This window comes from Pseudomonas sp. H3_D04 (assembly GCF_054669175.1).
In genome coordinates, this window is the sequence record NZ_CP162801.1 from 6,057,571 (window position 1) to 6,081,432 (window position 23,862).

The 23,862-nt window shown below is 61.7% G+C and carries 14 protein-coding genes and 1 pseudogene; 3 read left to right on the top strand and 12 right to left on the bottom strand.

Going from position 1 to position 23,862, the window contains the following annotated elements; all coding sequences use genetic code 11:
- Nucleotides 1-20: 20 nt before the first annotated feature.
- The gene (rep, locus tag AB4N91_RS27805) at nucleotides 21-2,030 is read right to left on the bottom strand and encodes a DNA helicase Rep (protein ID WP_010465157.1); all 2,010 of its coding nucleotides are present in this window, start codon (nucleotides 2,028-2,030) and stop codon (nucleotides 21-23) included.
- Between the two features lie 262 nt (nucleotides 2,031-2,292).
- On the opposite strand from rep, the gene AB4N91_RS27810 reads away from it, so the two are divergent.
- Nucleotides 2,293-3,966 carry a putative bifunctional diguanylate cyclase/phosphodiesterase gene (locus AB4N91_RS27810; RefSeq protein ID WP_010465155.1) on the top strand — a complete coding sequence of 558 codons (1,674 nt, stop codon included), beginning with the start codon at nucleotides 2,293-2,295 and terminating at the stop codon, nucleotides 3,964-3,966.
- A gap of 108 nt (nucleotides 3,967-4,074) precedes the next feature.
- Here AB4N91_RS27810 and AB4N91_RS27815 read toward each other — a convergent pair whose 3' ends face one another.
- Nucleotides 4,075-5,469: a NorM family multidrug efflux MATE transporter gene (locus tag AB4N91_RS27815; RefSeq protein WP_042932982.1), complete on the bottom strand. Its 1,395-nt coding sequence runs from the start codon at nucleotides 5,467-5,469 to the stop codon at nucleotides 4,075-4,077.
- A gap of 159 nt (nucleotides 5,470-5,628) precedes the next feature.
- Here AB4N91_RS27815 and AB4N91_RS27820 point away from each other — a divergent pair, with 159 nt between their 5' ends.
- A complete protein-coding gene (locus AB4N91_RS27820; RefSeq protein ID WP_010465151.1) occupies nucleotides 5,629-6,549 on the top strand; it encodes a LysR substrate-binding domain-containing protein in 921 nt (306 codons plus the stop codon).
- Nucleotides 6,550-6,733: 184 nt separating this feature from the next.
- Nucleotides 6,734-8,710, top strand: a complete 1,977-nt coding sequence (locus tag AB4N91_RS27825) for a methyl-accepting chemotaxis protein (RefSeq protein WP_010465150.1) — start codon at nucleotides 6,734-6,736, stop codon at nucleotides 8,708-8,710.
- A 139-nt stretch (nucleotides 8,711-8,849) separates the two neighbouring features.
- Here AB4N91_RS27825 and AB4N91_RS27830 read toward each other — a convergent pair whose 3' ends face one another.
- The 10 genes and pseudogenes from AB4N91_RS27830 to AB4N91_RS27875 all read right to left on the bottom strand — a co-directional run bounded on the left by AB4N91_RS27830 (nucleotide 8,850) and on the right by AB4N91_RS27875 (nucleotide 23,855).
- Nucleotides 8,850-10,271 carry a vWA domain-containing protein gene (locus tag AB4N91_RS27830; RefSeq protein WP_154912751.1) on the bottom strand — a complete coding sequence of 474 codons (1,422 nt, stop codon included), beginning with the start codon at nucleotides 10,269-10,271 and terminating at the stop codon, nucleotides 8,850-8,852.
- 57 nt (nucleotides 10,272-10,328) lie between these two features.
- Nucleotides 10,329-10,835, bottom strand: coding sequence for a hypothetical protein (locus AB4N91_RS27835; protein ID WP_010465145.1), 507 nt, complete (start codon nucleotides 10,833-10,835; stop codon nucleotides 10,329-10,331).
- A gap of 4 nt (nucleotides 10,836-10,839) precedes the next feature.
- A complete protein-coding gene (locus AB4N91_RS27840; RefSeq protein WP_010465143.1) occupies nucleotides 10,840-11,571 on the bottom strand; it encodes a hypothetical protein in 732 nt (243 codons plus the stop codon).
- A gap of 45 nt (nucleotides 11,572-11,616) precedes the next feature.
- Nucleotides 11,617-13,161, bottom strand: coding sequence for an SUMF1/EgtB/PvdO family nonheme iron enzyme (locus AB4N91_RS27845; protein WP_077748589.1), 1,545 nt, complete (start codon nucleotides 13,159-13,161; stop codon nucleotides 11,617-11,619).
- On the bottom strand, nucleotides 13,151-14,374 hold the full coding sequence (locus tag AB4N91_RS27850) for an ABC transporter permease (RefSeq protein WP_010465139.1): 1,224 nt from the start codon (nucleotides 14,372-14,374) through the stop codon (nucleotides 13,151-13,153). Before AB4N91_RS27850 ends, AB4N91_RS27845 begins: the two co-directional genes overlap by 11 nt.
- Nucleotides 14,358-15,059, bottom strand: a complete 702-nt coding sequence (locus AB4N91_RS27855) for an ABC transporter ATP-binding protein (protein WP_460111948.1) — start codon at nucleotides 15,057-15,059, stop codon at nucleotides 14,358-14,360. The genes AB4N91_RS27850 and AB4N91_RS27855 overlap by 17 nt, the downstream gene beginning before the upstream one ends.
- Before the next feature lie 10 nt (nucleotides 15,060-15,069).
- Nucleotides 15,070-17,061, bottom strand: a complete 1,992-nt coding sequence (locus tag AB4N91_RS27860) for a vWA domain-containing protein (RefSeq protein ID WP_145306574.1) — start codon at nucleotides 17,059-17,061, stop codon at nucleotides 15,070-15,072.
- The gene (locus AB4N91_RS27865; RefSeq protein WP_460111950.1) at nucleotides 17,061-18,077 is read right to left on the bottom strand and encodes a hypothetical protein; all 1,017 of its coding nucleotides are present in this window, start codon (nucleotides 18,075-18,077) and stop codon (nucleotides 17,061-17,063) included. Before AB4N91_RS27865 ends, AB4N91_RS27860 begins: the two co-directional genes overlap by 1 nt.
- Before the next feature lie 3 nt (nucleotides 18,078-18,080).
- Nucleotides 18,081-20,792 (bottom strand): putative virulence factor, encoded by a 2,712-nt coding sequence (locus AB4N91_RS27870; protein ID WP_460111951.1) that lies wholly within the window; start codon nucleotides 20,790-20,792, stop codon nucleotides 18,081-18,083.
- Nucleotides 20,789-23,855 (bottom strand): annotated as a pseudogene (locus AB4N91_RS27875) (virulence factor SrfB). The gene AB4N91_RS27870 and the pseudogene AB4N91_RS27875 overlap by 4 nt, the downstream one beginning before the upstream one ends.
- Between the last annotated feature and the right edge of the window lie 7 nt (nucleotides 23,856-23,862).

Sequence of the window (23,862 nt, forward strand, 5' to 3'; positions counted from 1 at the left end):
CGGTTAAAAAGTGCTCAATTCTAGCGCTTTAACATTGCCCGTATATCCGCCAATGCGGTATTGCCGCGAACGGCTTTGACTTCAACAGGTGTGTCGTCGTTGCCTTCCCACGCCAGGTCGTCCGGCGGCAGCTCATCCAGGAAGCGGCTCGGCGCGCAGTCGATGATCTCGCCGTATTGCTTGCGCTTGGCGGCGAAGGTGAAGGCCAGGGTCTGACGCGCGCGGGTAATGCCAACGTAGGCCAGGCGGCGTTCTTCTTCGATGGTGTCGGCTTCGATGCTGGAGCGGTGCGGGAGGATTTCCTCTTCCATGCCCATGATGAACACGTAAGGGAATTCCAGGCCCTTGGAAGCGTGCAAGGTCATCATCTGCACACCTTCAGCGCCGTCTTCCTCTTCCTGCTGACGTTCCAGCATGTCGCGCAGGACGAGTTTGCCGATGGCGTCTTCGACGGTCATCTCGCCTTCTTCGTCTTTCTCCAAGGTGTTTTTCAACGCCTCGATCAGGAACCAGACGTTACCCATGCGGTAATCGGCGGCCTTGTCGCTGGAGCTGTTAGTGCGCAGCCAGTTCTCGTAGTCGATGTCCATGACCATGCTGCGCAGCGCCGAGATCGGGTCTTCGCCGGCGCATTGCTCGCGGACCTTGTCCATGAAGCGCTTAAAGCGTGACAGACGATCGGTGAAACGCGCATCCAGGTGCTCGCCCAGGCCGATTTCGTCGGTGGCGGCATACATCGAGATTTTGCGCTCGGTGGCGTAGTTGCCCAGCTTCTCCAGCGTGGTCGAACCGATCTCCCGGCGCGGGACGTTGATCACCCGCAGGAAGGCGTTGTCGTCGTCCGGGTTCACGATCAGGCGGAAGTAGGCCATCAGGTCTTTCACTTCCTGGCGACCGAAGAAGCTGTTGCCGCCGGACAAACGATACGGAATCTGGTGGTGCTGCAGCTTCAGTTCGATCAGCTTGGCCTGGTAGTTACCGCGATACAGGATCGCGAAATCGCTGTAAGGCCGGTCCGTGCGCAGGTGCAGGGTCAGCAGTTCCACGGCCACGCGCTCGGCTTCGGCGTCTTCGTTGCGGCAGCGGATCACGCGGATTTCGTCGCCGTGGCCCATCTCGCTCCACAGCTGCTTTTCGAATTCGTGCGGGTTGTTCGAGATCAGCACGTTGGCGCAGCGCAGGATGCGGCTGGTGGAGCGGTAGTTTTGCTCGAGCATGACGACTTTCAGGGACGGGTAATCGTCCTTGAGCAGCATCAGGTTTTCCGGGCGGGCACCGCGCCAGGCGTAGATCGACTGGTCATCGTCGCCGACCACGGTGAACTGGTTGCGCGTGCCGATCAGCAGTTTCACCAGCAAATACTGGCTGGCGTTGGTGTCCTGGTATTCGTCCACCAGCAGGTAGCGGACTTTGTTCTGCCATTTTTCGAGGATGTCGGCGTGTTCCTGGAACAGCTTCACCGGCAGCAGGATCAAGTCGTCGAAGTCCACCGCGTTGAACGCCTTGAGCGTGCGCTGATAGTGGGTGTAGACGATGGCGGCGGTCTGTTCCTTGGGATTGCGCGCGTTTTCCAGGGCTTCGGGCGGCAGGATCAGGTCGTTTTTCCACGAGCCGATCATGTTCTTGATCTCGTCGACGCCGTCGTCGCCCGAGTATTCCTTCTGCATGATGTCGGTCATCAAGGCTTTGACGTCGGTTTCGTCAAAGATCGAGAAGCCCGGCTTGTAGCCCAGGCGAACATGTTCCTTGCGGATGATGTTCAAGCCCAGGTTGTGGAAGGTGCACACCGTCAGGCCACGGCCTTCGCCGCCCTTGAGCAGGGTGCCGACCCGTTCCTTCATCTCGCGCGCGGCCTTGTTGGTGAAGGTCATGGCGACGATGTACTGGGCGCGGATGCCGCAGTTCTGGATCAGATGCGCAATTTTGCGGGTGATCACGCTGGTCTTGCCGGAGCCGGCGCCGGCGAGCACCAAAAGAGGGCCGCCGACGTAGCTCACGGCTTCTTGCTGCCGGGGATTGAGTCGGGACATACGAAATCAGGGAGTCGTTAGTGAAATGGGCCGGCATTTTAACAGGCTCAGCGAATTGTGCTGCTCTCTCCGACTTGTGACGCACCACGCTATCTCTATTTGCCGGTTTTGATACTTTCAAGCAGGATGCGCGGTGAATTAGCGGCTAATGTTCGTATTCCAGACACAAACTCACGTTTGATAACTGATGTCATTTGGTCATTGGTTACAGGCGCGGCATAATGCCCGTCGCCTACATCTTTGCAGAGTCTAGGGAGCTAGCTTGTCTACGCCTGTCGAACCCTTGCGTTTGCTGCTACTGGCCGAAGAGCCGGTGTGGGCAGCGTTGTTGCGCGAGTGTCTGGCTCCGATGGGGAGCTCGGCCGTGCTTATCAGCGCGCCGAGCTGGGAGTCGGTCAGCAGTCTGTTCGATGACAACCGCAACGCGGTGTTGTTGACCATTCCAGCACTTCAGCCTCTGCCAGGCCGATGCAGCTTGCCGACAGTGTTGCTGCTCGAGCACGAGCCCCTGACGTCGCCCGATGGTGTGAGCGACTGGCTGGTGCGCGACCATCTCGATGCCGGCATGCTGCGCCGGTGCCTGCGGCATGTGCGCGAACGTGGCTTGCTGGAAAACACCCTGCAACGCCTGGCCGAGCAAGACCCGCTGACTGGCATCGCCAACCGTCAGGGCTTCCAGACCTTGCTGGCCGCGCGTCTGGCGGAAAACGACGGCCGTGGCCTGGCCCTCGGTCACCTTGATCTCGACAACTTCCGTCACGCCAACGATGCCCTCGGCCACCAGGCCGGCGACCGGTTGATCCTGCAAGTGGTTGCGCGGCTGAAAAGCCAGCTTGAGGCCGGCGATCAACTGGCGCGCCTGGGCAGCGATGAATTCGCCTTGCTGATCGACACCCGCCGCGCGCCTCAGCGCGCCGAATGGATGGCCGAGCGCATCACCGAAGCCCTGGCCGAACCTTACTGGGTCGACGGCGAAAGCCTGTTGATCGGTTCCAGCCTGGGCATCGCCCACGCCCGGGCCCAGGCCGGCGCCGACCCGCTGATGTGGCACGCGCACATCGCCATGCAGCAAGCCAAGAGCACTCAGGGCTGTACCTTTCATATCTTCAACGAACGCATCAACCGCAATGCCCGCAGCATGGCCGACCTCGAAAGCGAGCTGCGTAGGGCGTTGCGCCGTGACGAACTGGAGTTGCATTACCAGCCGCGCCTGAACCTTGAGGACGGCCAGATCGTCGGCCTCGAAGCCCTGGTGCGCTGGCGGCATGCCGAGCGCGGTTTGCTGGCGCCCAGCGAGTTCGTGCCGCTGGCCGAGCAAAGCGGTTTGATCGTACCGCTCGGTTACTGGGTGATTTCCCGGGCCCTGCGGGACATGCAGGCATTGCGCGAGCGTGGTTTGCCGGCGCTGCACATGGCAATCAACCTGTCGTTCCGGCAGTTTCAGGACAGCCAGTTGTTGTCGACCCTGAGCCGGCTGATCGCCGAGCGCGGCGTCGAGGCGCAATGGCTGGAATTCGAACTGACCGAAACTGCGGTCATGCGCCGCAGCGACCTGGTGAAACAGACCATGGACGCCCTCGGGCGCCTGGGCGTGCGCTTCTCGCTGGATGATTTCGGCACCGGGTTCTCGTCCTTCGTGCACCTCAACAGCCTGCCGATTGCCTTGCTCAAGGTCGACAAGAGCTTTGTCGGCGGCATGGAAGAGCGGGAAGAGAATCGCAAACTGGTCCACGCGATGATCAACCTGGCGCACAACCTCAACCTTGAAGTGGTGGCCGAAGGCGTGGAGACGGCGGAGCAGCTGGAGTTGTTGCGCGGGTTTGGTTGCGATCAGGTGCAGGGGTATCTGATCAGCAAGCCGCTGCCGTTGGCGGAGTTGGTTGAGTATCTGACGTTTGGCAGCAGCCAGCAGCCTGCCCTCGAAATCGTGAGCTAACCCCGAACCTGTAGGAGCGAGGCTTGCCCGCGAAGGCGTCGTGTCAGTTAACAAAGATGTCGACTGATGTGACGCCTTCGCGGGCAAGCCTCGCTCCTACAGGGGATCTCAGTCTGTCTGAGGGACTTCGAAACGCTGTACTGACGGCTCGCGCCGAATCATCCCTTTCATCTTCCACTCAAACGCCAGCGTCAGGCTCACCGCCGCGCACGCCAGGCCCAGCGCCAATCCCCACCAGACGCCTGTCGGCCCCCAGTTCAAGTTGAACGCCATCCACCACGCCGCCGGCGCACCGATCAGCCAATAGCAACCCAGTCCGACCAGGAACGTGGTCTTGGCATCCTTGAGCCCGCGGATGCAGCCCATGGCGATGGTTTGGGTGCCGTCGAACAGCTCGAACCATGCCGCCACCGCCAGCAGGCTCACAGCCAGGTTGAAGACGTCTCGAAAGGCCGGGTCGTTGTGGTCCAGGAACAAGCCGATCAACTGATTCGGCAGGAACCAGAAAACCATGGCAAAACCCAGCATCGCCGCCGCGCCAAAGGCGATCCCCACCCGGCCGGCCAGTCGCGCGTCCAGCAACTGCCCGGCACCGTAGTGCTGGCCGATGCGCATGGTGATCGCGTAAGAAAGCCCCGCCGGAATCATGAACGCCACCGAAACAATCTGCAGGGCGATCTGGTGCGCCGCCAGTTGCGTACTGCCCATGGTGCCCATGCACAGCGCAGCGAATGCAAACAACCCGACTTCCACCGCGTAGGTGCCGCCGATGGGCAGGCCGAGACGCCACAGCTCTTTCAGGTACTGGCGGTTAGGCCGCGACAGACCCTGGCGCAGCGGATACGCGTCGTAAGCCGGATGCCGACGGATGTGCAGCGCCAGCGCCACGGCCATCAGGTTGGCGACGATCGCCGTGACCAGCCCGATGCCCACCAGGCCCATTTTCGGCAAGCCGAACATCCCGGTGATCAACGCGTAGTTGAGCAGGAAGTTGGCCACGGTGCCGCCGAGGCTGATGACCATCACCGGGGTCGCCCGGCCGATGGCGCTGGTGAAACCGCGCAGGGCCATGAAGCTCAGGTAGCCGGGCAGGGCGAACGGCAGGATCAGCAGGAACTGCCCGGCAGCCTGGACGTTGGTTTCGGTCTGGCCAAACAGCAGCAGCACCGGTTTAAGATTCCACAGCAGCAGGCCGGCCACCAGCGCCATCAACCACGCCAGCCACAAGCCGGCCTGGGTCAGGCGCGCGGCACCGACGATATCGCCTGCGCCCTGACGGATCGCTACCAGGGTGCCGACCGCTGCGATCACGCCGATGCAGAAGATCGACACGAACGAATACGTTGCCGCGCCCAGGCCGCCACCGGCCAGCGCTTCGGGACTCAGGCGCGCCATCATCAAGGTGTCGGTGAGGACCATCAGCATGTGCGCCAACTGCGAGGCAATCAACGGCCCCGCCAGCCGCAGGATGGCCCGGAGTTCGGTACGTGCTGGATGCTGCATGGTCATCACGCCTCGGTTATCGGAGTAAACAGGAGAGAGCCGATTCTCGGCGCTCTGCGGGGTTTTCACAAAGGGATAAAAAGGATGGGTGGCATGAGTCAGACTCATGCTGGCAAGTTTCTGCTAACGTGGCGCAACCGTGCTATAGGAGCTTTCCCAATGTCCCGTCGTCTTCCTCCCTTGTATGCCCTGCGCGCATTCGAAGCGGCGGCGCGGCATAGCTCGTTTACCCGCGCCGCTGAAGAATTGTCGATCACCCAAAGTGCGGTCAGTCGACACATTCGTACCCTCGAAGATCATTTCGCCTGCCGGCTGTTTCACCGCAGCGGGCGCAACCTGCAACTGACCGAGTCGGCGCGGTTGATCCTGCCTGGCATCCGTGAAGGTTTCACCGCGCTCGAACGCGCCTGCAATACCTTGCGCGCCGAAGACGACATCTTGCGCATGAAAGCCCCGTCGACGTTGACCATGCGTTGGCTGCTGGCGCGCCTGAGTCGCTTCCGGCACCTGCAACCGGGCAACGAAGTGCAATTGACCAGTGCCTGGATGGACATCGACACCGTGGACTTCAACCACGAACCCTTCGACTGCGCCGTCATCCTCAGTAACGGGCGTTTCCCTCCGGACTGGGAGGCGACGTTGCTGTTCCCGGAAGAACTGATCCCGGTCGGCGCGCCGAACCTGCTGAAGGACCAGCCGTGGGACGTCGCACGCCTGGCCAGCGCAGAGTTGCTGCACCCAACGCCAGATCGTCGCGACTGGCGCAGTTGGCTGGAGCGCATGGGGCTGTCAGATCAGGTCTCGCTCAAGGGCGGGCAAGTTTTCGACACGCTGGAGTTGGGCATGATCGCGGCGGCCCGAGGCTATGGCGTGTCCATGGGGGATTTGCTGATGGTGGCGGAAGATGTCGCGCAGGGTCGTCTGAGTTTGCCGTGGCCGACGGCTGTCGCCAGCGGTGAGCATTACTACCTCGTCTGGCCGAAAACCCGCCCGGGAGGTGAACGTTTGCGCCGCCTCAGCGACTTTCTGCAAGGCGAGGTCCGGGCCATGGATTTACCGGATGTCGAGCGCTTGAGCTGAATCGATGAAGCCCCAGCAATAGAGGCCTTGAGCCATATCCCGGCTATTTACTCAAGTATTCAGGTTTGCCGCCGAAAATCTGCAGGTGGGACCTTCGTGCAGGTCCCCTGTAATTCCTCTAATTAGAATTTTGCTGAGTGTGCATCGTGATCAGGATGATCCGGTCACTTGGCCAGGAGCTGTCATGTCTCAACCTCGTGCTCGGATCGCCTCACAGCTTGGTCTTGCGCTTGCCGTGATACTGGCGATCGTCATCACTGGCAGTACCGTGTTCGCCCTGCGTTCGCTGGACTCCGCCAACCTCGCCACCCGCGAAGAGCACCTGGCCAGTGAAGCCCGGTTGCTGGCCGATCAGTTGAGTACCTTTCACGGCACGTTGCGTGAAAGCACTCAGCGTCTGGCCGGTCTGTTCGAGAAGCGCTTCAGCGCCGGCCTGAGCGTGCACCCGGACGAACCGGTGGCCGTGGCGGGTACGCAGACCCCGGGCCTGCACCTGGGCAGCGAAGTGTTGAACAACAACTTCAAGGAAGTCGACGAGTTCAAGCAGATGACCGCGGGCGTTGCGACGGTGTTTGTGCGCAGCGGTGAAGATTTCATCCGCGTCAGCACGTCCTTGACCAAGCAGGACGGCAACCGGGCCATCGGCACCCTGCTGGACCACGCTCACCCGGCCTATGCACGCTTGATGGCGGGGCAGAGTTATGTCGGCCGCGCCTTGCTGTTCGACCGTTCCTACATGACGCAGTACACGCCTGTACGCGACAGCAGCGGTAAGGTGATTGCCGTGCTGTTCGTAGGATTCGATTACACCGACGCGCAGAACGCACAGTTTGAGAACCTCAAACGCTTCCGCATCGGCCAGACCGGCTCGCTGGCGCTGCTCGATGAGCAGAAGAAGTGGTTGGTGCCGATTGCGGGTGTGCAAGCGCTGGATCAAGCAGTCCCGGCCATCGTCGATCTGGCGAAAACCCCGGGCAAGGGTGATTTCTGGAGCGACAAGTCCGAAGACTTCTACAGCGTGGCCGTGCCGTTTGAAGGCGGCCCATGGTCGGTGGTGGCAAGCATGCCGAAAGCCGAAATCAGCGCCGTGACCTGGAGCGTCGGCATTCAACTGGCGATCGGCAGTCTGCTGGCGACGTTGATCGCCGTCGGCTCGGCGGTCTGGCTGCTGCGCAGCAAACTCGCGCCGCTGGGTGATCTGGTGCGTCAGGCAGAAGCCTTGGGCGCCGGTGATTTGAGCGTGCGCCTGAGCGTGTCGAGCAACGACGAAATCGGTCAGCTGGCCCGTGCCTTCAACCAGATGAGCCAAGCCTTGTCGACCATGGTCGAGCACATTCGCAAGGCCTCGGTCGAGGTCAACAGCCGTGCCCAGGCGTTGTCCGGTCTGTCCGGCGGTGCCTATGAAGGGATGGAGCAGCAGTCGGGCGAAATCACCAGCATGGCCGGTGCCGTGGAAGAGTTCAGCGCAACCTCGCTGAACATTGCCGACAACATGGGCAGCACCCAGCGTCTGGCGCAGGAAAACGCACAGCAAACCCAGATCGGTCGTACCTCGATGGACGAGGCGTCCTCGTCGCTGGAGCAAATCGCTGGCGCGTTGAACAGCACCGCCATCGTGATCAATACCTTGGGGCAGCGCTCCCAGGAAATCGGCGGCATCGTCGGAGTGATTACCTCGATCGCCGATCAAACCAACCTGCTGGCGCTGAACGCGGCCATCGAAGCGGCCCGCGCCGGTGAGCAAGGTCGTGGTTTTGCGGTGGTGGCCGACGAGGTGCGTAACCTGGCTTCGCGTACACGTCAGGCCACTGACGAAATTTCCGGGATGATTCAAAGCATCCAGCAGGAAACCGGCAATGCGATCAGCACCATGGAACAAGGCAATGTGCTGATGCAGGAAGGTTTGTCACGCAACGCCAACGTGGCCTCGGCCCTGGCGCGGATCGATGAGCAAAGCCGCTCGGCGGGCCAGCAATTTGCGGCGATCACCACCGCGACTCAGGAGCAGAGCAGCACCGCGACCTTGCTCAGCAGCAACCTGCAAAGCATTGCGCTGGCAAACAGCGAGCAGCGCGAAGTGGTGTCGAACCTGGCCGTGACCGCCAAAGAGCTGGAGAAGCTGGCGGCGGACTTGCGCCAAGAGGTTGACCGGTTTCGTTGAGTCGTCGCTGAAATAGTCTTCGCGGGCAAGCCTCGCTCCTACAGGGGCATGTGGCGTTCCACTCTTTTGTGAACGACATATCACCTGTGGGAGCGAGGCTTGCCCGCGAAGGGCTCACCTCAATGTTCAGATCAGACGATCAATCACACTTGGCATTGCTCGACACTTCCTTGCTCGCCAGTTTCAACTGCTTGCCCAGCTCCGCCGCATTGGTGCTGCTGTAAACCCGGCCGCCGGTGTTTTCAGCGATGCAACGTGACGGGCCGCCGGCACCGATTTTCACTACGTTGACCCGCAGCCGCGGTTGATCCCTGGCGATTTGGCGGGACACGGCGCACACGTCTTTCTGGCAACCGTCCTCACCGTCGACGAACATCACGATCACGGCGTCGTTATTGCGCCCGTCGACGGTGCTTGCCGCGTGGGCCAGGCTGTCGGCCAGTGGTGTGCCGTCGTTGGGCACCAGGCCTCGAATCCCGTTGATCAGCCGCTGACGGTCGCCAAACTTGAACACGCCCTGGTCCGGCGTTCTTTCGCAGCCGGCGAAGGTGATCAGGCGCGTGTCGATCTTCGGGTCCAGCCCGTTGATCATGCCGGCCAGCGAGTCCTTGGCGACGTCCATGCGGCTCGGTTTGGCGAAGATCTGCGTGGTGCGGTTCACATCCAGGTACTTGTTGAGCTCGTTGCCGAAGAACCAGTCCTCGTCGGCTTTCACAGACTTGATGTTCAAATCCATCGAACCCGAAGTGTCGAGCACCACCACAAATTGCGGGATCTCTGCGTTGGGCGCTTTTTTGCGGCAGGCGAAGTTGTCCAGCGTCGGGGCCGGTGGCGGGGCGGCCACGACCGGTTTTGGTGGCGGGACGGGCTTGGGTTCCGGCACCGGCACCGGCACAGGTTCTGGCACGGGTTCCGGTTCTGGAACCGGCTCGGGTTCCACGACAGGCTCGGGAACAGGCTCAACCGGTTTCTCAACCGGTTTCTCGACCGGCGTCACCACTGGCGCTACAGGTGGAGCCACGACAACGGGTTCACGGTGCAAGAACCACCAAAGCCACAGCGCCAGAAGCAGCAACAGCAGCGCCAGCAAGGCCGCCGCGATCCACCAGCCGCGACGCGACGGCGGCACTACCGGCACCACTGGAACAACCGGCGGCACGATCGGTTTGGGCGGGCGCTGGTTCCAGCGCACCACCAGCGGCTCGCCGTTGAGGCTGTAGAGTTTATCCAGCTCGGGCGTGCCGAGCAGGCTGCGCAGGTCATCCGCTACGGTGGGCTGGCCGCGTTTTTGCAGTTCGTCCGCCAACTGTCCAAGGGACGTCTGACGCACTTCATAGGTTTCCAGCAAACGTCGTTGCGCGTCCTCGTTGAGGTCGGCATAGGGCGTGGGTTGGCCACCCAGTTCAGTCCACCATTCCAGCACGTCACCGCTGCCCATTCGCGGGATGGCGAAGAGGCTGGCGACGGTCGGCGGAAAGTGTTTCTGGATGAGGGCGACTTTGGCTTGCAGCGCACTCATCCCCTCTGGTGTGGCTTGCGCATCCCTGATGACCCGCTGCATGACGACGATTCCTGAAAAGGGTGCAGGCCGCCATCGGCAGGCCTGCGGGGTGAAAAGTTACTCTTCGTAACCGAGGCTGAATTGCAGCTGATTCACTTTCTTCTGCAAGGCCTTCAGTTGTTCCTGCTTGGCAGCCAGCGTCGCGGGTGAGGTCTTGGTCACGGGCGCTGCCTGGGAGGCCTTGAGCTGCTGCTCGAGCCCGGCAATCTGCTTCTGCACCTGGCTTTGGTTGCCATGCCGGGCCTTGAGCGAGGTCAGCAACTGGCCCAGCGACTGGTTCAGCGCCGCCTGGGACTTCTGCTGGCTGGCCAGGTCGGTCTTGGTGCTGAGCTGCTGGGCCTGAATGTTCTCGTACACCTGGCGGAACATCGCGTTTTCCTGGCGGGACGCGGTCAGGGCCAGTTCCTTCTGTTTGACCTGGTCGCTATAACCACCAGAGTAGTCGCAGTTCATCTTGGTCAGCATGCTGCTGTCGCGATTGGTCGCATCGCATTCGCCCGGCTTCGTCGCGCAACCGCTCAGGGCCAGGACGGCGGTGAGGACCGCCAGCTGTCGTAGAGTCATGTGCTTAGCCCAGGGTGATCGCGGAACGCTGGTTGTACAGACCGTCGACTTCCTTTTGCAGGGCGGCGACTTTCTGGTTCATTTTCAAAATGTTCATGTCCACCTGCTTGATCTCGGCACCGGCGCCTTGTGCACGCTCGGCATCCGCCACTTTGGTGTACTCGGTGACCTTGGTGCGCATGTTGCCGAGGTCTTTACGCAGGCGCGCGATGTTCGAATCGATCTCGGCGATTTGCACTTGGGCCTTGGCCTTGTCGACTTTCTTGTTGGCGATGTCCTTTTTGATCTGGGCGATTTGCGCCTGGTCATCATTGATGACTTGCTGAGCGGTCGCGGTACGGGCGATCACGTTCTGGGTGTCTTGCTCGACGTCGCTGTTCATCTTCGCCAGGCGGGTGGTGGTGTCGGAGTATTCGCTGCGACGTTGATCCAGGTAATAGTTCGCGCCCATGGCCACGCCACACGCGGTAATACCGGCGGCGATGGCGCAGACCGCCTTGTTGCTGCTATTGGACAGTGCGCAACCGAGGATGCCGACACCGGCGCCGACCGCACAGGCCTGGTAACCGGATTTGCTGAAAAACTCTGCGTCATTGCCTTGGGTCAGACGCGGGTCGGCCCCCTCGCTGCCACCGAGCATCGAGCTGCCGGTGTTGGCACAACCTGTCAGCAACAGGCTGCCAGTGATGACAAAAGCGATCTGTAGCTTGAAGCGAGTCCAGAGGCTGCGCGACATGGTGAAACTCCTTGGTGACGGTGTTGGCTGTTGTTGTTGAGTAAGTTATTGAGTGACGGTTTTGCAACTGGTCAGCCAGGCATCGGTGTCGATCTTCTGCTTTTGCAGGAAGGTCTTCTGATTGGCCCAGTGGGTGCGCAAATAGGGTTTGAGTTCTTGCAGCTGCTTGTTGCGGGTGATGATTTCTTCCATCACCGGCACCTGCGCTTCCAGCAGCGGCTGGCCATACAAGGTTGCCGATTCCACCAGGCTGCTGGCGTAGTAACGGCTGAGTTTGTGCAGGCGATCCTTCTGCTCGTCGAGCTTGCCTTTGCGCATGTCGCAACTGGCGTCTTTATCGGCAGATTCGCAGTTCAGCTTGTAGTTCTTCTGCAAGAAGTCCACGTACTGGCCGTCGTCGAGCATCTTGGTGCACAGGAACGCACCGAGGTTGAGGCTGGCGCGGATCGCCTGGTCGCGGGTTTCTTCCTGCTGCTGGTTGCTGGCGCGCAATTGGTTTTCCAGCGCCTGAAGCTTTTCCTTGAGCGCCTTGTCTTCCACGCCCGAGGCCAGGGTGTTCAGTGACTGAACGGTGCCTTTATCAGCCGACTCGGTTTCCTTGCTGCCGGTGCCGAGTTTCTTCCAGCTGCTTTCAATGCTGGCGACACGCTCCCGGGACGTCAGGGTCGGCGAGACCAGCACCAGTCGCATACCGGTGGTTTTGTTTTTCACCTGGCCTTCGGCGTTGTAGTACGGCTCTTCCTTGCGCAAGCCGGTGCGCAGGTCGGCCTGGGCGGTCAGGTAGTTGCCGCCACGGACCACATAGCCACCGGCCTGGCCGTGCTGGCGGTCGAGTTTGTTCAGGCGGAACGGCTCGAACATCATCTCGTCGACGTTGCCGAGCATGTCGTGCAAGCCCAATGGATTAGGCTTTTGCAGGCCGGACAATTGCAGTTTGCCGTTAGACGATTGCGCCCCGGCGAACCACTCGTAGGCGTTGATACCGTCGGGCATCGGGTAGCGCGTATCGCGGAATTCCGCTGCGCCGACTTCCAGGCCACCGCGCGCCGCGAACTCCCACTCGACTTCCGTCGGCAGGCGCAGGAAGCCCAGTGCGCCGTCTTCTTTCGGCAATTTGCCGGCCGCGTTTTTGCGCAGCCACAGGTTGTATTTGTCGGCCGCTTCGACGGCCTGCACCCAGCTCACGGACACTTGCGGCAGGCGCATTTTGGTGGCGGCGGTGGGGCAGGTTTCTTCGGTCAGCGCGGCGTATTGGAGCTGACTCATCTCGTACTTGGCCATCAGGTAGTAGCGGGATTTGTCATTCTTGGCGCCGGTGAAACTGCCGGCGATGAAGGTCGGCCGGGTTTGTTCGACGTAGCCGTATTCCGCGCCGTCCTGGCCGATGTTGATCGGGTAGTCGTCAAGCGGTCCGGCGACCGGAATGAACACCTTGCGAAACACCATCGAGCCTTCGCACGGCATCGGCAGCACGACGTCGCTGGCCTCGGGCATCGGGTTGTAATACTTCTCTTCCCAGCCCGCCGCCGAAGCGTCGAGCAAGTAGCCGAGGCTCAGGGGCAACAGCAAGCCAAAACGTTTATAGCTCACGCAGACTCTCCGCAGGTTGGATGTTGATCGCTCGCACGGCGCCGATCACGGCCACCAGTGCAGCGACCAGAAAGGTCAGGAGCAGGGCGGCGAGGCCGTGCCAGAGTGTGATGTGGCAAACAAAAGTGCCGGTGGCCTGGCTGCTGCCGAGCAGGTAGTCGAACAAATGGCTGCCGACAGCGTAAAAGCCCAATCCACCGAGGTAGCCGGCCAGGCTCAGCACCAGCGCTTGCAAGACCACGAAACCGGCGACCGCCGTGCGTTTGAAACCCAGCAGGCGCAGCACCGCGAGGCTTTTGCGCTTGCGGTCGATGTTGGCCAGGAACGCCCCGACCATCGACGCCACACAGCCGATCAGCGCGGCGAGGGCGATAACCCCGAAGATCAGCCCCAGCACATGGTTGATGGCTTTGACGTTGTCGATGTCGGCCAGTCGGCTTGAAGTTTCGATGTGTTGTTCGTTGAGCCAGCGTTCCAGCGGCGCCACTTGATCGATGTCGCGGGCATAAAGGCGGGCGCGGGCATACAGCGGTTGCAGATCACCCAACGGCTTGCCGGTTTCGATGCCGAATGCGCTGACCTGATAACCGTCGCGAAAGCGCTCCAGGTCCAGCAACAACGGAGGGGCAACAAACCCGGCTGCGCGGCCGAAACGAGCGCCGTCGAGTACTGCCAGCACAGTCAGCGTCATCTCGCCGCGCTCGTTGACGCCTTCCAGTCGGCGCAACACGCGCAGTTGCACGCGGTCGCCGACCTTGGCCTGCAAGCGTTGCGCGGCGCGGGCGCTGAGGATCACTTGGTCGCCGGTCGGGTTGAGTTGTGGCAGGTTCAACTGCGGGTCGCCGGGTTCGGTGGCGATGATTTCCGCGCCTTCGACAAACCGTTGCATGCCCATCAGCAAGTCTGCCTGGGTGTTGAGCGAGCGCGTCTGGCCGAGGGCAAATCCGGTCTCGGGACGCTGGCGCACACGTTCGATCCAGGCGCTGTCGTAGTTGCCGTTGCTGAGCATCTTTACTTCAAGGTTGCGCGGGTCGCGCAGCAGTTCGTCCTGCAACTGGCTGACCACGCCGTGCTTGAGGCCGAACAGCAGCAACAGCGGCGCGATCACCGCCACCAGCGAGGCGGCGATGCACAACGACACCTTGCGGTCGTGCCAGAGGTCTTGCAGGGCCAGCGTTGCGAGCAGGCGCAAGCGGTCAGTCCATCGGTTCAAACAGAGTCTCTCCCTGACGGCTGATAGCGCCGAGTCGCGGCAAGCCGAAATCCTTCAGCAGGGCCCAGTCATGGGACACAACGAGCGCACTCAGGCCCATGCTCGACACCAGGCTCATCAACAATTCGAACAAGCGCCGGGCGCTGTGCGGATCGAGTGCCGCTGTCGGCTCGTCGGCCAACAGCAGCAGCGGCTCATGGGCAATCGCCCGCACGCAGGCCACGCGTTGGCGTTCACCGATCGACAACGCTTGAGGGTGTTTATCCAGCAAGCCTTGCAGGCGCAGCACCTCAACCGCGTGATCGATGTGCGCGCTCTTGACCGGCATGCCGAGCAAACGACGGGGCAGGCTGATGTTGTCGCGCACGCTCAAAAACGGCAGCAAACCGCCGCTCTGCAAAATGAATCCCAAGTGCCGCGAACGCACCGCCGCCAGGGCCGGCTGGTCATCGCGGGCCAGCAATTGTGCGATGTCTTGATCCTGCGTTGCGCCCAGCCGAAAACGCTCGAGCTCTATCGGTGCCAGCAACAGCCCGATGGCTTCGAGCAACGTGCTTTTGCCGCTGCCGCTCTCGCCGGTGATGGCGAGTATTTCCCCGGCACCGACGTGCAGGTGCGGCAGGCGCACATGATGAGCCAGCGCACCTTCTCCTCGGCGCACCAGCAGGTTCTTGATATCGAGCATCGGCGTCTCGTTAAGGCATCATTTCCAGCGGCACGGGGTACACGTTGTCCCGTGCATCGCTGTCTTTGGCTAAAGCCACCCAACGGTCGACGTCAGCGTTGTAACGCTGGTAGTGCCGCAGTTTGGTATTGAGCGTGCGGATGAATTTCTCCTGCGCCAGGCCATCCCAGCTCTTCCAGGTTTCTTCGTCCAGGTTCAGCACTTCGCTCTGATACGGCAGGTCTTCGAGGTACTCGCCGAGCACGCCCATGTCCGCCAGTTTGGTATTGCCGTTCTGCTTGAGCTGATTGGGATCGGCACCCATGGTGGCGGCCACCGAGCGCAGGCGCTCGAACATTTCCGTCGGCGAGATCAGGCCTTCGTTGGCCGCATCGAGGATCTGCTTCATCACGTCGCTCAAGTCGCTGAGCTGGGATTTGGTCAGCAGCACCCGCACGTCGGTGGTCGGGACGTTCTGCTTGATCAGGTCACGGTCAGTGATCCACGCCTTGAACACTGGCGGTGCCTTGCTGTTGGTCTTCTCGCCCAGATAGGCAAGTTGCATGGCGTGGCCTATCAGCGCCGCGTCTTCGAGCATTTTCTTCTCGGCCGGGTCCTGCTTGGCGTTCACCGCGCTGCCGATGGCGTCTTCGCCCATGTAGGCGGCTTTCACTTGCGAGGTGATCGCGGTGGCCAGCGAATCCACCTTGCGCCCGAACTCCTGAATGTCGCCCGCGTTCACCGGGTAATACAGCGAGGTGTTGGTGCCCGGGTAGGTCGACAGATTCTGATACTGCGCCTCGGCCTTGGCGTGGTCCTTGATTCCGGCCGGGGTTTTCAGGTGCAGGGTATAAATCGCCACGCCCGGGTTGGCAGCTTCGAGGCGAACCTGCGAGGCGCTCAAACCGGTTTTCGACAGTTTGTCGTCGCCTTCGATGGCGCCCGCGTCGGTGATCAACACCACGTAGCGCGCACCGAACTGGCTCCAGTCGACCTTGTCGATGCTCTCCATGACACCGGCAAAGGCGTCTTCGTCGAAACTGCTGCTCGATACTTTGGCTTGTTTGAGGTCGGCGACCTTGGCGAGGAAGTCGGAACTGTCCTTCACCTGAGTCGGGTCGGCATACATTTTGGTGGTGTATTCCAGGCCTGGCACCGCCTGGGTGTTGGAGCGGAACGCCACCAGGCCGAACTTGACCTGCTTGCCGAGGTTCTGCGATTCGATCTGCTGATAGACCTTGCGGATCGCCTCGCGGGTGCGGTCGATGTACGGGTCCATCGAGATCGTCGAGTCGATGACAAACACCACCGCTGCAGTGAATTCCTTCAGTTGGTTGGCCGCCTTGTCCTCGGCTTCCTTGCCACCGGCCGCGCTGTTGGCCGCACCACCCTTGGTGTTCTGGTCATCGGGCTTGCTGACCGATGCGACGTTCAGCAACCGCGTGCGGAAACCGCCCTCGGTCATCACTTCTTCGCCGCTGAGGACCGGCAGCAGGTAGAACTGCTTTTGCAGGTCGACGAAATATTCAGGTTCTTCGGCGAGCACGCCCGGTGCTTGCTTGCCCTTTTTCAGCGTGGCCCGCAGCGGGGCGACTTTGCTCACCGGGTCCGGTGCATCAAGGATGCCTTCGACAGTGGCGCGATCCTTGAAGAACAGCAGCCGGTCGCGGTTGGCCGGGTTGGTGAACGCCAGTGTCAGCTGCATTTTCCAGTCGGTGGTGCAGCTGGCGGGCAACCAGCCAATGGTTTTGCCGTAACTGTCGGGACCGACTTTGAGCCATTCGGCGTTGGCCGCTTGAGCACGCTCATAAACATAGAAGCGGCTGAAGACTGGTTGCGCATCGCCTGCCGCGCCGCCTGCCGTCGGGCTGAGTTTGCAGCCCGGGGTGGTCAGTACGCGCTGGAACAAGGTCTTTTTACCGGCCTGGATCAGCGGTTTGTCTTCGGCCTGGGACAACGGGCTGATGCACAGTGCCAACAGCGCGGCGCCGCTCAGCAGGAAACGACTCAGGGGAGAACGCATCACTTCTGCAACTCCTCGAAACGCTGTTTGGCTTCGGCGTTGTTCGGGTCCTGGGTCAGGATCGTTTCATACCAGTAGGCGGCGGTGGCGTTGTCCGCGGCCGGGAAGCACTCGCTGGCTTTCAGGTATTTAGGGTCGTACTCGCGGGCATAGGCGTTGGCGATCAGCGCGTCACCGGCCTGGGCACGGTTGGCGTACAGACGCTGGGCAACACCGCAGTGTTTGCCGGCCTTGGCTTCGTTGATGATCTCCAGCAACTTGGCACTGTCGGGCGCGGCCTTGATGCAGGTCTGGACGAAGGTCAGCTCGGGCAGGCTGTTCATGCTGTCGAGGGTGCAGGCTTGCGCATCGGCACCGGCCGGTACGGCGGCAGCGATGGCCGGGGCGGGGACCGGAGTACGTTTGTAGAACCAGAACCCGGCCGCTGCGGCCACCAGCAACAGCACGACGAGCGCGAGGCCGATGAGGCCTTTTTTGCTTTTCTTTACCGGGGGTGGAGGCGGTGTGTAAGCAGGTTCGTTTGGCACCGATTCCAGTTCGATTTCTGGCTCGGCGGTGTTCAGGACCAATTCCGGCAGCTCTGGAATTTCGGGTTCCGGTGCAGCAGGTGCGCTCAAGTCTGCACCACCGTAAGTCGAACGCGTCTGGCCACCGGCCGTGGACGGCAGCAACCCGACGCCTGGACGGACCACGCCTTTGTCGGTGTGCCCCTGGCTCTGTTCGCGTAGCTCGATCATGAATTGCGAGTTGGTGCCGCCTTCGAGCAGCGGGTCGACTACTTCCGGGCCGACCTGGGCTTCTAGGGCTTCACCACTGGTCGCAACGCTGAAGCGCGAGACCTTGAACCAGAACGGATTGCTGCTCCAGGCTTTCTGATCCTGGAGGTAGAACCCGTCCTGGTTACGCTGAATGGAGAACTCCAGCTGTTCTTCGCCACCCTGCCATTTCTTCACAGTGACGCACGCCTGGCCAGGCACGTTGGGTTCTAAGGCGAGCAGGTCGACACGAATTGGCATTGCTTATCTCGCTGTGAAGGCTGTGAGCACATGGCCCAGCCGTTCATTCTGTTCAGGGGTGATTTCGCGACCGGCACCATGGCCGGCATTGTCCTGCGTGATGTAGGCCAGGCCCGAGAGCCAGTCACCCAGATACCGCTGCGCCTGGTTAGCCGGTTGCGGCGGCAACACCGGCACTTGTCCCGGACCGATGTCGGTATAGAACGAGAACAAGGGCGCCTTGGCACCGGCACGGCTGTTCGGGCGCTCGTTGACCGGTTTTTGCAGGTAGCCGAACCAGGACACGAAATCGCGCAGCACGCGTTGCACTTCCAGCACTTGGCGTTCGACCAGTTGATCGCGCCGAGCGCCGCTTTGTGCACGCTTGAGCACCGCACGGCTCAGTTGGCCGGGCAAGTCCTGGCGGTAACCGGCGGTGATCAATTCGTCGACCACGGCTTCGATCAACGCCTTTTCCAGCCCTAGCAGGGTGAGCAGGCTTTGCCGGGTGGTCAGTTCGCGCAGGTGTGCAATCCAGGCCTTGAACGCGGCTTTGGCGAAGCGGTGTTCGTTGCTTTGCAGTTCCGGCGTCGGGGTGTTGGATTTACTGGCGGCCGGTGTGTCGTGACTCAGGTCGTCGCCGAAATCAAAATCGAACCCGGCGTCGTTGCCGTACAGGCTCTGGCTCGGTGTCGGCGTGGCCGGCTCATCGCTGGCGGCGGGCGCGTCATCGGTTTCGTACACACCGCTGAGGTACAGGTCGCGCACCGACTCGCTGGGCATGTCGAGTTCATCGATGAACTCGCCGAGCACGGCCGGACGACGGCCCAGGCCTGTCAGTATCATCTGCGCCTGGGCTTTTTTGGCGGCGGCGGCGCCGTCACCGTCGGCGTGATACCAGGTGCTCAGGCCGTGAGTGGTCAGGCCTTCGAGGCATTCGCTGAGCTGCTCGCGGATGCGCTGCAGTTTGAATTCAATGTTGGCCACGCCCTTGAAACTGCCGCTGAAATGGCTGATGCCACCGTCATCGTTGCGCAGCATTTCTTTCCAGGCGTTGGCGGGATTGTTGATGTGTTTGCACACCAGTTCGTTGCCGGCAAAGCTTGTGCCCAGGGCGTCGACGCGCTCCAGGTAGCTGGGGTTGAGGCCGGTTTCGGCGCCGCTGGCGTCTTGCACGATGAATGCGGCATCCATGCGCGGTTTACGCACCAGGAAGGTGTTCTGGAAAGGCGTGCCGGCCCAGTCGTTCATCCAACTCAGGCTGCCGAAGCGTTCGAGCATGGTCAGCTTGACCATGCCGTTCCAACTCTCGTCGTACTGATCAGGCGTCAGGCTCAGGGAGTTGGTGATGCGCAGGTCGAGCATGGTCAGCGCCCAGATCAGACCGGTGTCGCGTTTACTGCGGGCGGCCGCGTCGGCGCCTTGAGTCTTTTCGATCCAGCGCGTCAGCACCGGGCCGACGTCGTTGACGTCGCTCTGTTTGGTCGAGCCGGTGCAGACCACCAGCGCGTTCATTTCCTGGTTGTCGGTGTAGCGTTCGAACAGGTAAGCGACCTTGCCACGCAGAATCAGCTGCGAGACGGAGTTGTCCTTGGTGGCTGATTCCGGGTCGTTGGAGTCGGCTATCTCGTGCAGCTTCTTGCGCCCGCGATAACCGGGGAAATCCAGCAAGTCGACCTGGTTGACGATGTCGTCCGCCGGGGCTTCGATCAACCCGAAAGTCATCTCGGCGGTCAGTGCCGCCAGTTGCGCGACCGGGATGCCCTGGCTGTTTTGCAGGCGTCCGTCGACCCGGGGCCGCACGTCGATCGGCAAGTCCCGCGGGCTGCCGAAGCGCTCGAGGATGTCGACGTTCATGATGCTGTCGCGCTGGCTGTAGGTGTCGTTTTCGAAACTTACCAAAGCCTTCAATGGCGCGAAGACGGTCTCGGGCAGGCCCAGCTTGTGCAGCGCGCCGGCCAATTGCTGGTACACGCGCGTCAGCTCGCTTTGCTCACCCCAAAGGATGGAAAACAGCTCGGCACGCTCCTGGAAATTCAGGCGTGGCGCCAGTTGCAGCGCCGTCGGCCAATACAGGTGCTCAAGCTTCTTCACCGAATTGCGGAAGTTGTCGCGCAGGTAATCCCACAGCGACACCAGATCGTCAGCGCTGACGCCCGCTTGCAGCGGCCCGGTCTCGCGCCCTTCGAATGGTTTCAACACGCGCTGGATGCGCGCTTCGTCGATCTCGTAGGAGATCCGCTCAAGGTCGAAGTCCTTGAACCACGAGTTGGCGAGAATCTTCGCCAGCTCGATTTCCTTGAACAGCGTCAGTTCGACCGGGAACTGCGGATCCTGGCTCGGCGTGGCGCGGCGGCTGAAGCGCGTCACCAGGCCGGTGGCTTCCTTGCCGCCACCCACCGGGTTGATGTGCTTGATGAAGTCCAGGCGCTGGCCACCGAAATCGGTTTCCAGTTTGCCATTCTGACCTGCCGCGAGGGCCGAAATCAGGTAGGACTTGCCGGCCTGGGACAAGCCGAAAAAGCCAATGGTCATCGGCGTGCAGGCCACGCGGCCGAGGCTGTGAGCCAGGTTGCGGGCACGGTGCAGGCGGATGTTCAGGTTATCGGCTTCGCTGTCCAGGCGCGGCGCGTTGCCGCGCGTCTGGGCAATCCAGTCCAGCGCCTGACCGGCACCTTCATAAACAGCGGCCCAACTGGCAGAGAGCTGAGTTTGATCGGGGGTCAGGTCATTCATTTGCGTTTCACACTTCCACTGTCGAGCCAGTACTTGGTCTCGCGCAGGCCGGCGTCGAGCATGGTGTTGAGTTCCAGCTCGAGGTCGCTGCGCGGGTTGAAGTTGACGTTGTTACTGTTGGATTCGATGTCGCGAACCGAAAGGCGGTCGCTGACCAGATCCTGCTTGCGCGTGTACTTGTCGGCCGCCTTGACCTCGAAGCGTACCTTGAGCAGCGGCGCGCTGCCGTTTTCTCCAATCGCCCGGGAGAACTTTTCCCGGCCGGCCTTGGTGAACCGCAGGATGTACAGCGGCGAAGCCGCCCAGCGATCAGCGGCCAACTGGCGGAAACCGAGACGCAGGTCGCCGCGCATTTCCAGCTGCGGCGTGTCGGCGTCATCGCCCGTGCCGATTTCCGGCAACTTGATTTTGTAGTCTTCGGACTGGATGTCGCGGTACAGCACGTCGGCATCCTTGATCACGTTGTTCAGGTCGATGACGCCGATGTGCTTGACCGTCGAATACGGTTTGAGCGCCGAAGAGCGGGAAGTAGAAGTTCGGCACGCTGTGGTTGGCGCACAACAGGCACAACATCGCGCCCACCGAAGCGGTGCTTTTCGGGTCGTCAATGCGGCCGTTCTTGTGGAACGGGTACCAGCCGCCGGTGCGATAGTTTTGCAGCGCCAGAATGCGCCCCGGTGGCAGCGGCAGAACCTTGCGAATGAACGCCTGGATGCCCGGCAGACGCGAAGGGCGGCCAGTCAGCAGCAGAACGTCGCACGGATAGTGCGCGACCACTTCACAGAGTGCGCCGAGGATCTTGGTGATGTTGATCTGATCGTTGAGGAACGCGGCGTGGAGCTTTTGCAGGTCGAAGCCGATCAGCGATTCGTACAGGTCGAAACCGCTCTGGCCCCCGACATCGCGACGCACGGCGGCGTTGACGTAGTCAAGGACGGTCTGGCTGATCGCGTTGTCGCCCAGCAACTGGCGGTAGCTTTGCGGGCTGACTTCCTGCGGGACTTGCGGGTCGTAATGCTCGTAGGCCTTAAGCAACGCAAGGCCCAGCGGTGCGAACACCTGCAGGTTCAGTTGCTGGCGCAGAATCATGTCCTGGGCGCTGACCGATTCGTCGCCGCACAGCCGCGACATCAGCGAATCCGGGGCTTTCACGCCCGCGTTCTGCAAGGCTTTCTCGAAGCTCGGCAGGATGAAGTCCTGAATCACGTCCAGCAGGATGTCGTCGCCGGCCACTTTGAAGCCATCGCGGAAACGCTGCTCGGGCACGATGTGCACGTTGCTGCCGCTGCCGGTGTTGCCGGCGCGGTCGAGGCGATAGTCGGTGATGACCAGGTCGGTGGTGCCACCGCCGATGTCGATGGTCGCCAGGGTGATGCGTTCGCGGTCGGTCTTGTCTGGCCGGGCGATGGTGTCGAAAAACTCTTCCGGGTGACCGGCGAAGTTCTCGTTGACCTCGGTGTACAGGTACACCAACTGGCCGCAGGAGGCTTCGTCCCATTCCACGCGGATGCTCGGGATCGGCGTGCGCGGGCTGACGGCCTGATCCTGATGCGGATCTTCCTCGCCGGCGTGCCAGCCAAGGCTTTTCCACACCAGGCCGATGGCCTGCTGCATGCGTTCGTTGAGGATGCTGCGCTCGGCCTGGGGCATGCCCGGTGGCACGGTCAGAGTGATGCTGTTGAGCTGGCGCGGTACGCGGGTGTGACCCTGGCGCGAGCGTTGGGCCGGGCTGTTGATTTGCGACAGCGCCTGGGCCAGCACCTCGGCGAGCATGAAGGTCATCAGCGAGCTGCGCGAGTAACGCGGCATGAACACCGGCAGACGATCGTCTTCTTCGAGGCTGTAAAGCGCCTCGCCGGTTTCGTTGATCAGGTGCGAGAACGGCGCGGCGGTGGCGTAGGGCTCGTTGTCGGTCTTGATGTACGAGCAGTTGAAACGCCAGCCGTGGCCGTAGGCGTTTTCATCCCACAGGTAACGTTTCGGGCTGGACAGGCCCGTCGAGCCTTCGGTGCCGCGACGGCGGCTGGCCAGACGGCTGGCCTCGTTGCCGACCCGGGCGATCGTCGCCCACTGGAACGCATCGTGACGTCCGCTCTTGACCGAGCAGTGGTCCTTGCCGAAATACGCCTGGGCAAACTCCACACGGCTTTCGAACGGCAGGTTGTAGGTGTGTTCGGGGGTGATCAGGTCGCGCAGTTCCAGCACGTAATTCTGCTTCAGCCCGGAGCCGGCCTGACCGTGGTTCTCGATCAGGATGCCGCAGGTGCGTGAGTTGCCGACGTCCAGCACCAAGTCCACCGGAATCGGTTTGACCAGGCCATTGCTGTCGTTGGCCACCACTTTCAGCTCAGGGATTTCCACCTTCGGCCTGGCGGTCGACTGCGCTGCCGCAGACGGCGTGCTCAACAGGCTCAGCAGGTTGAGGTAGTGCGCCAGGTGATGGTTGGCGCGGATGTCGATGTCCAGCTCTTCGCGGGAACGATGGGCATTGCCTTCGTTGAACACTTCGAGCAGCCATTCGTTGACCCATGGCTGGGCCAGGAACCAACGGGTTTCGCTGGCCTTGGTCGCCAGTTTGAAGGACACGCCGGAGCTGATGTCTTCTTCGTTCGGCGCCAGGTAGGCGGTGCCGTCACGCTTGGGCATGACGCGGCTGTCGAACGCCATCGTCAGGCGATGGGTGTTGCCGTCGATGTCTGGCGTGGCCAGTTTCACCAGGCGCATCCGCGACCAGTTGGTCGGGCCTTCGTCGAAGCGGTGCGGCGGCATGAAACGGAAAAACGGCGTCGGCAGCCAGACACCGTCAAGCAGCTCGAGGCTGCTTTTCATGTCGACGCTGAACGCCGGCTTGGCCTTCTCGACCTTTTCCGGTTCGGGCTCATAGAAGTAGAAGTCTTTCTCTTCGTTGTACATCAGCCGGCAGATCAGCCCGCTGATCATCGGCGCGAACTCGCCCGCCGGTTCCTTGCGAGGATCCAGGCGCAGGGCGAAATCCATGAACTGGATACCGGTGTCACTGACGAGCGTGACGGTGTCTTCGAATTGGGTGACTTCAGGCAACATGTCGGGT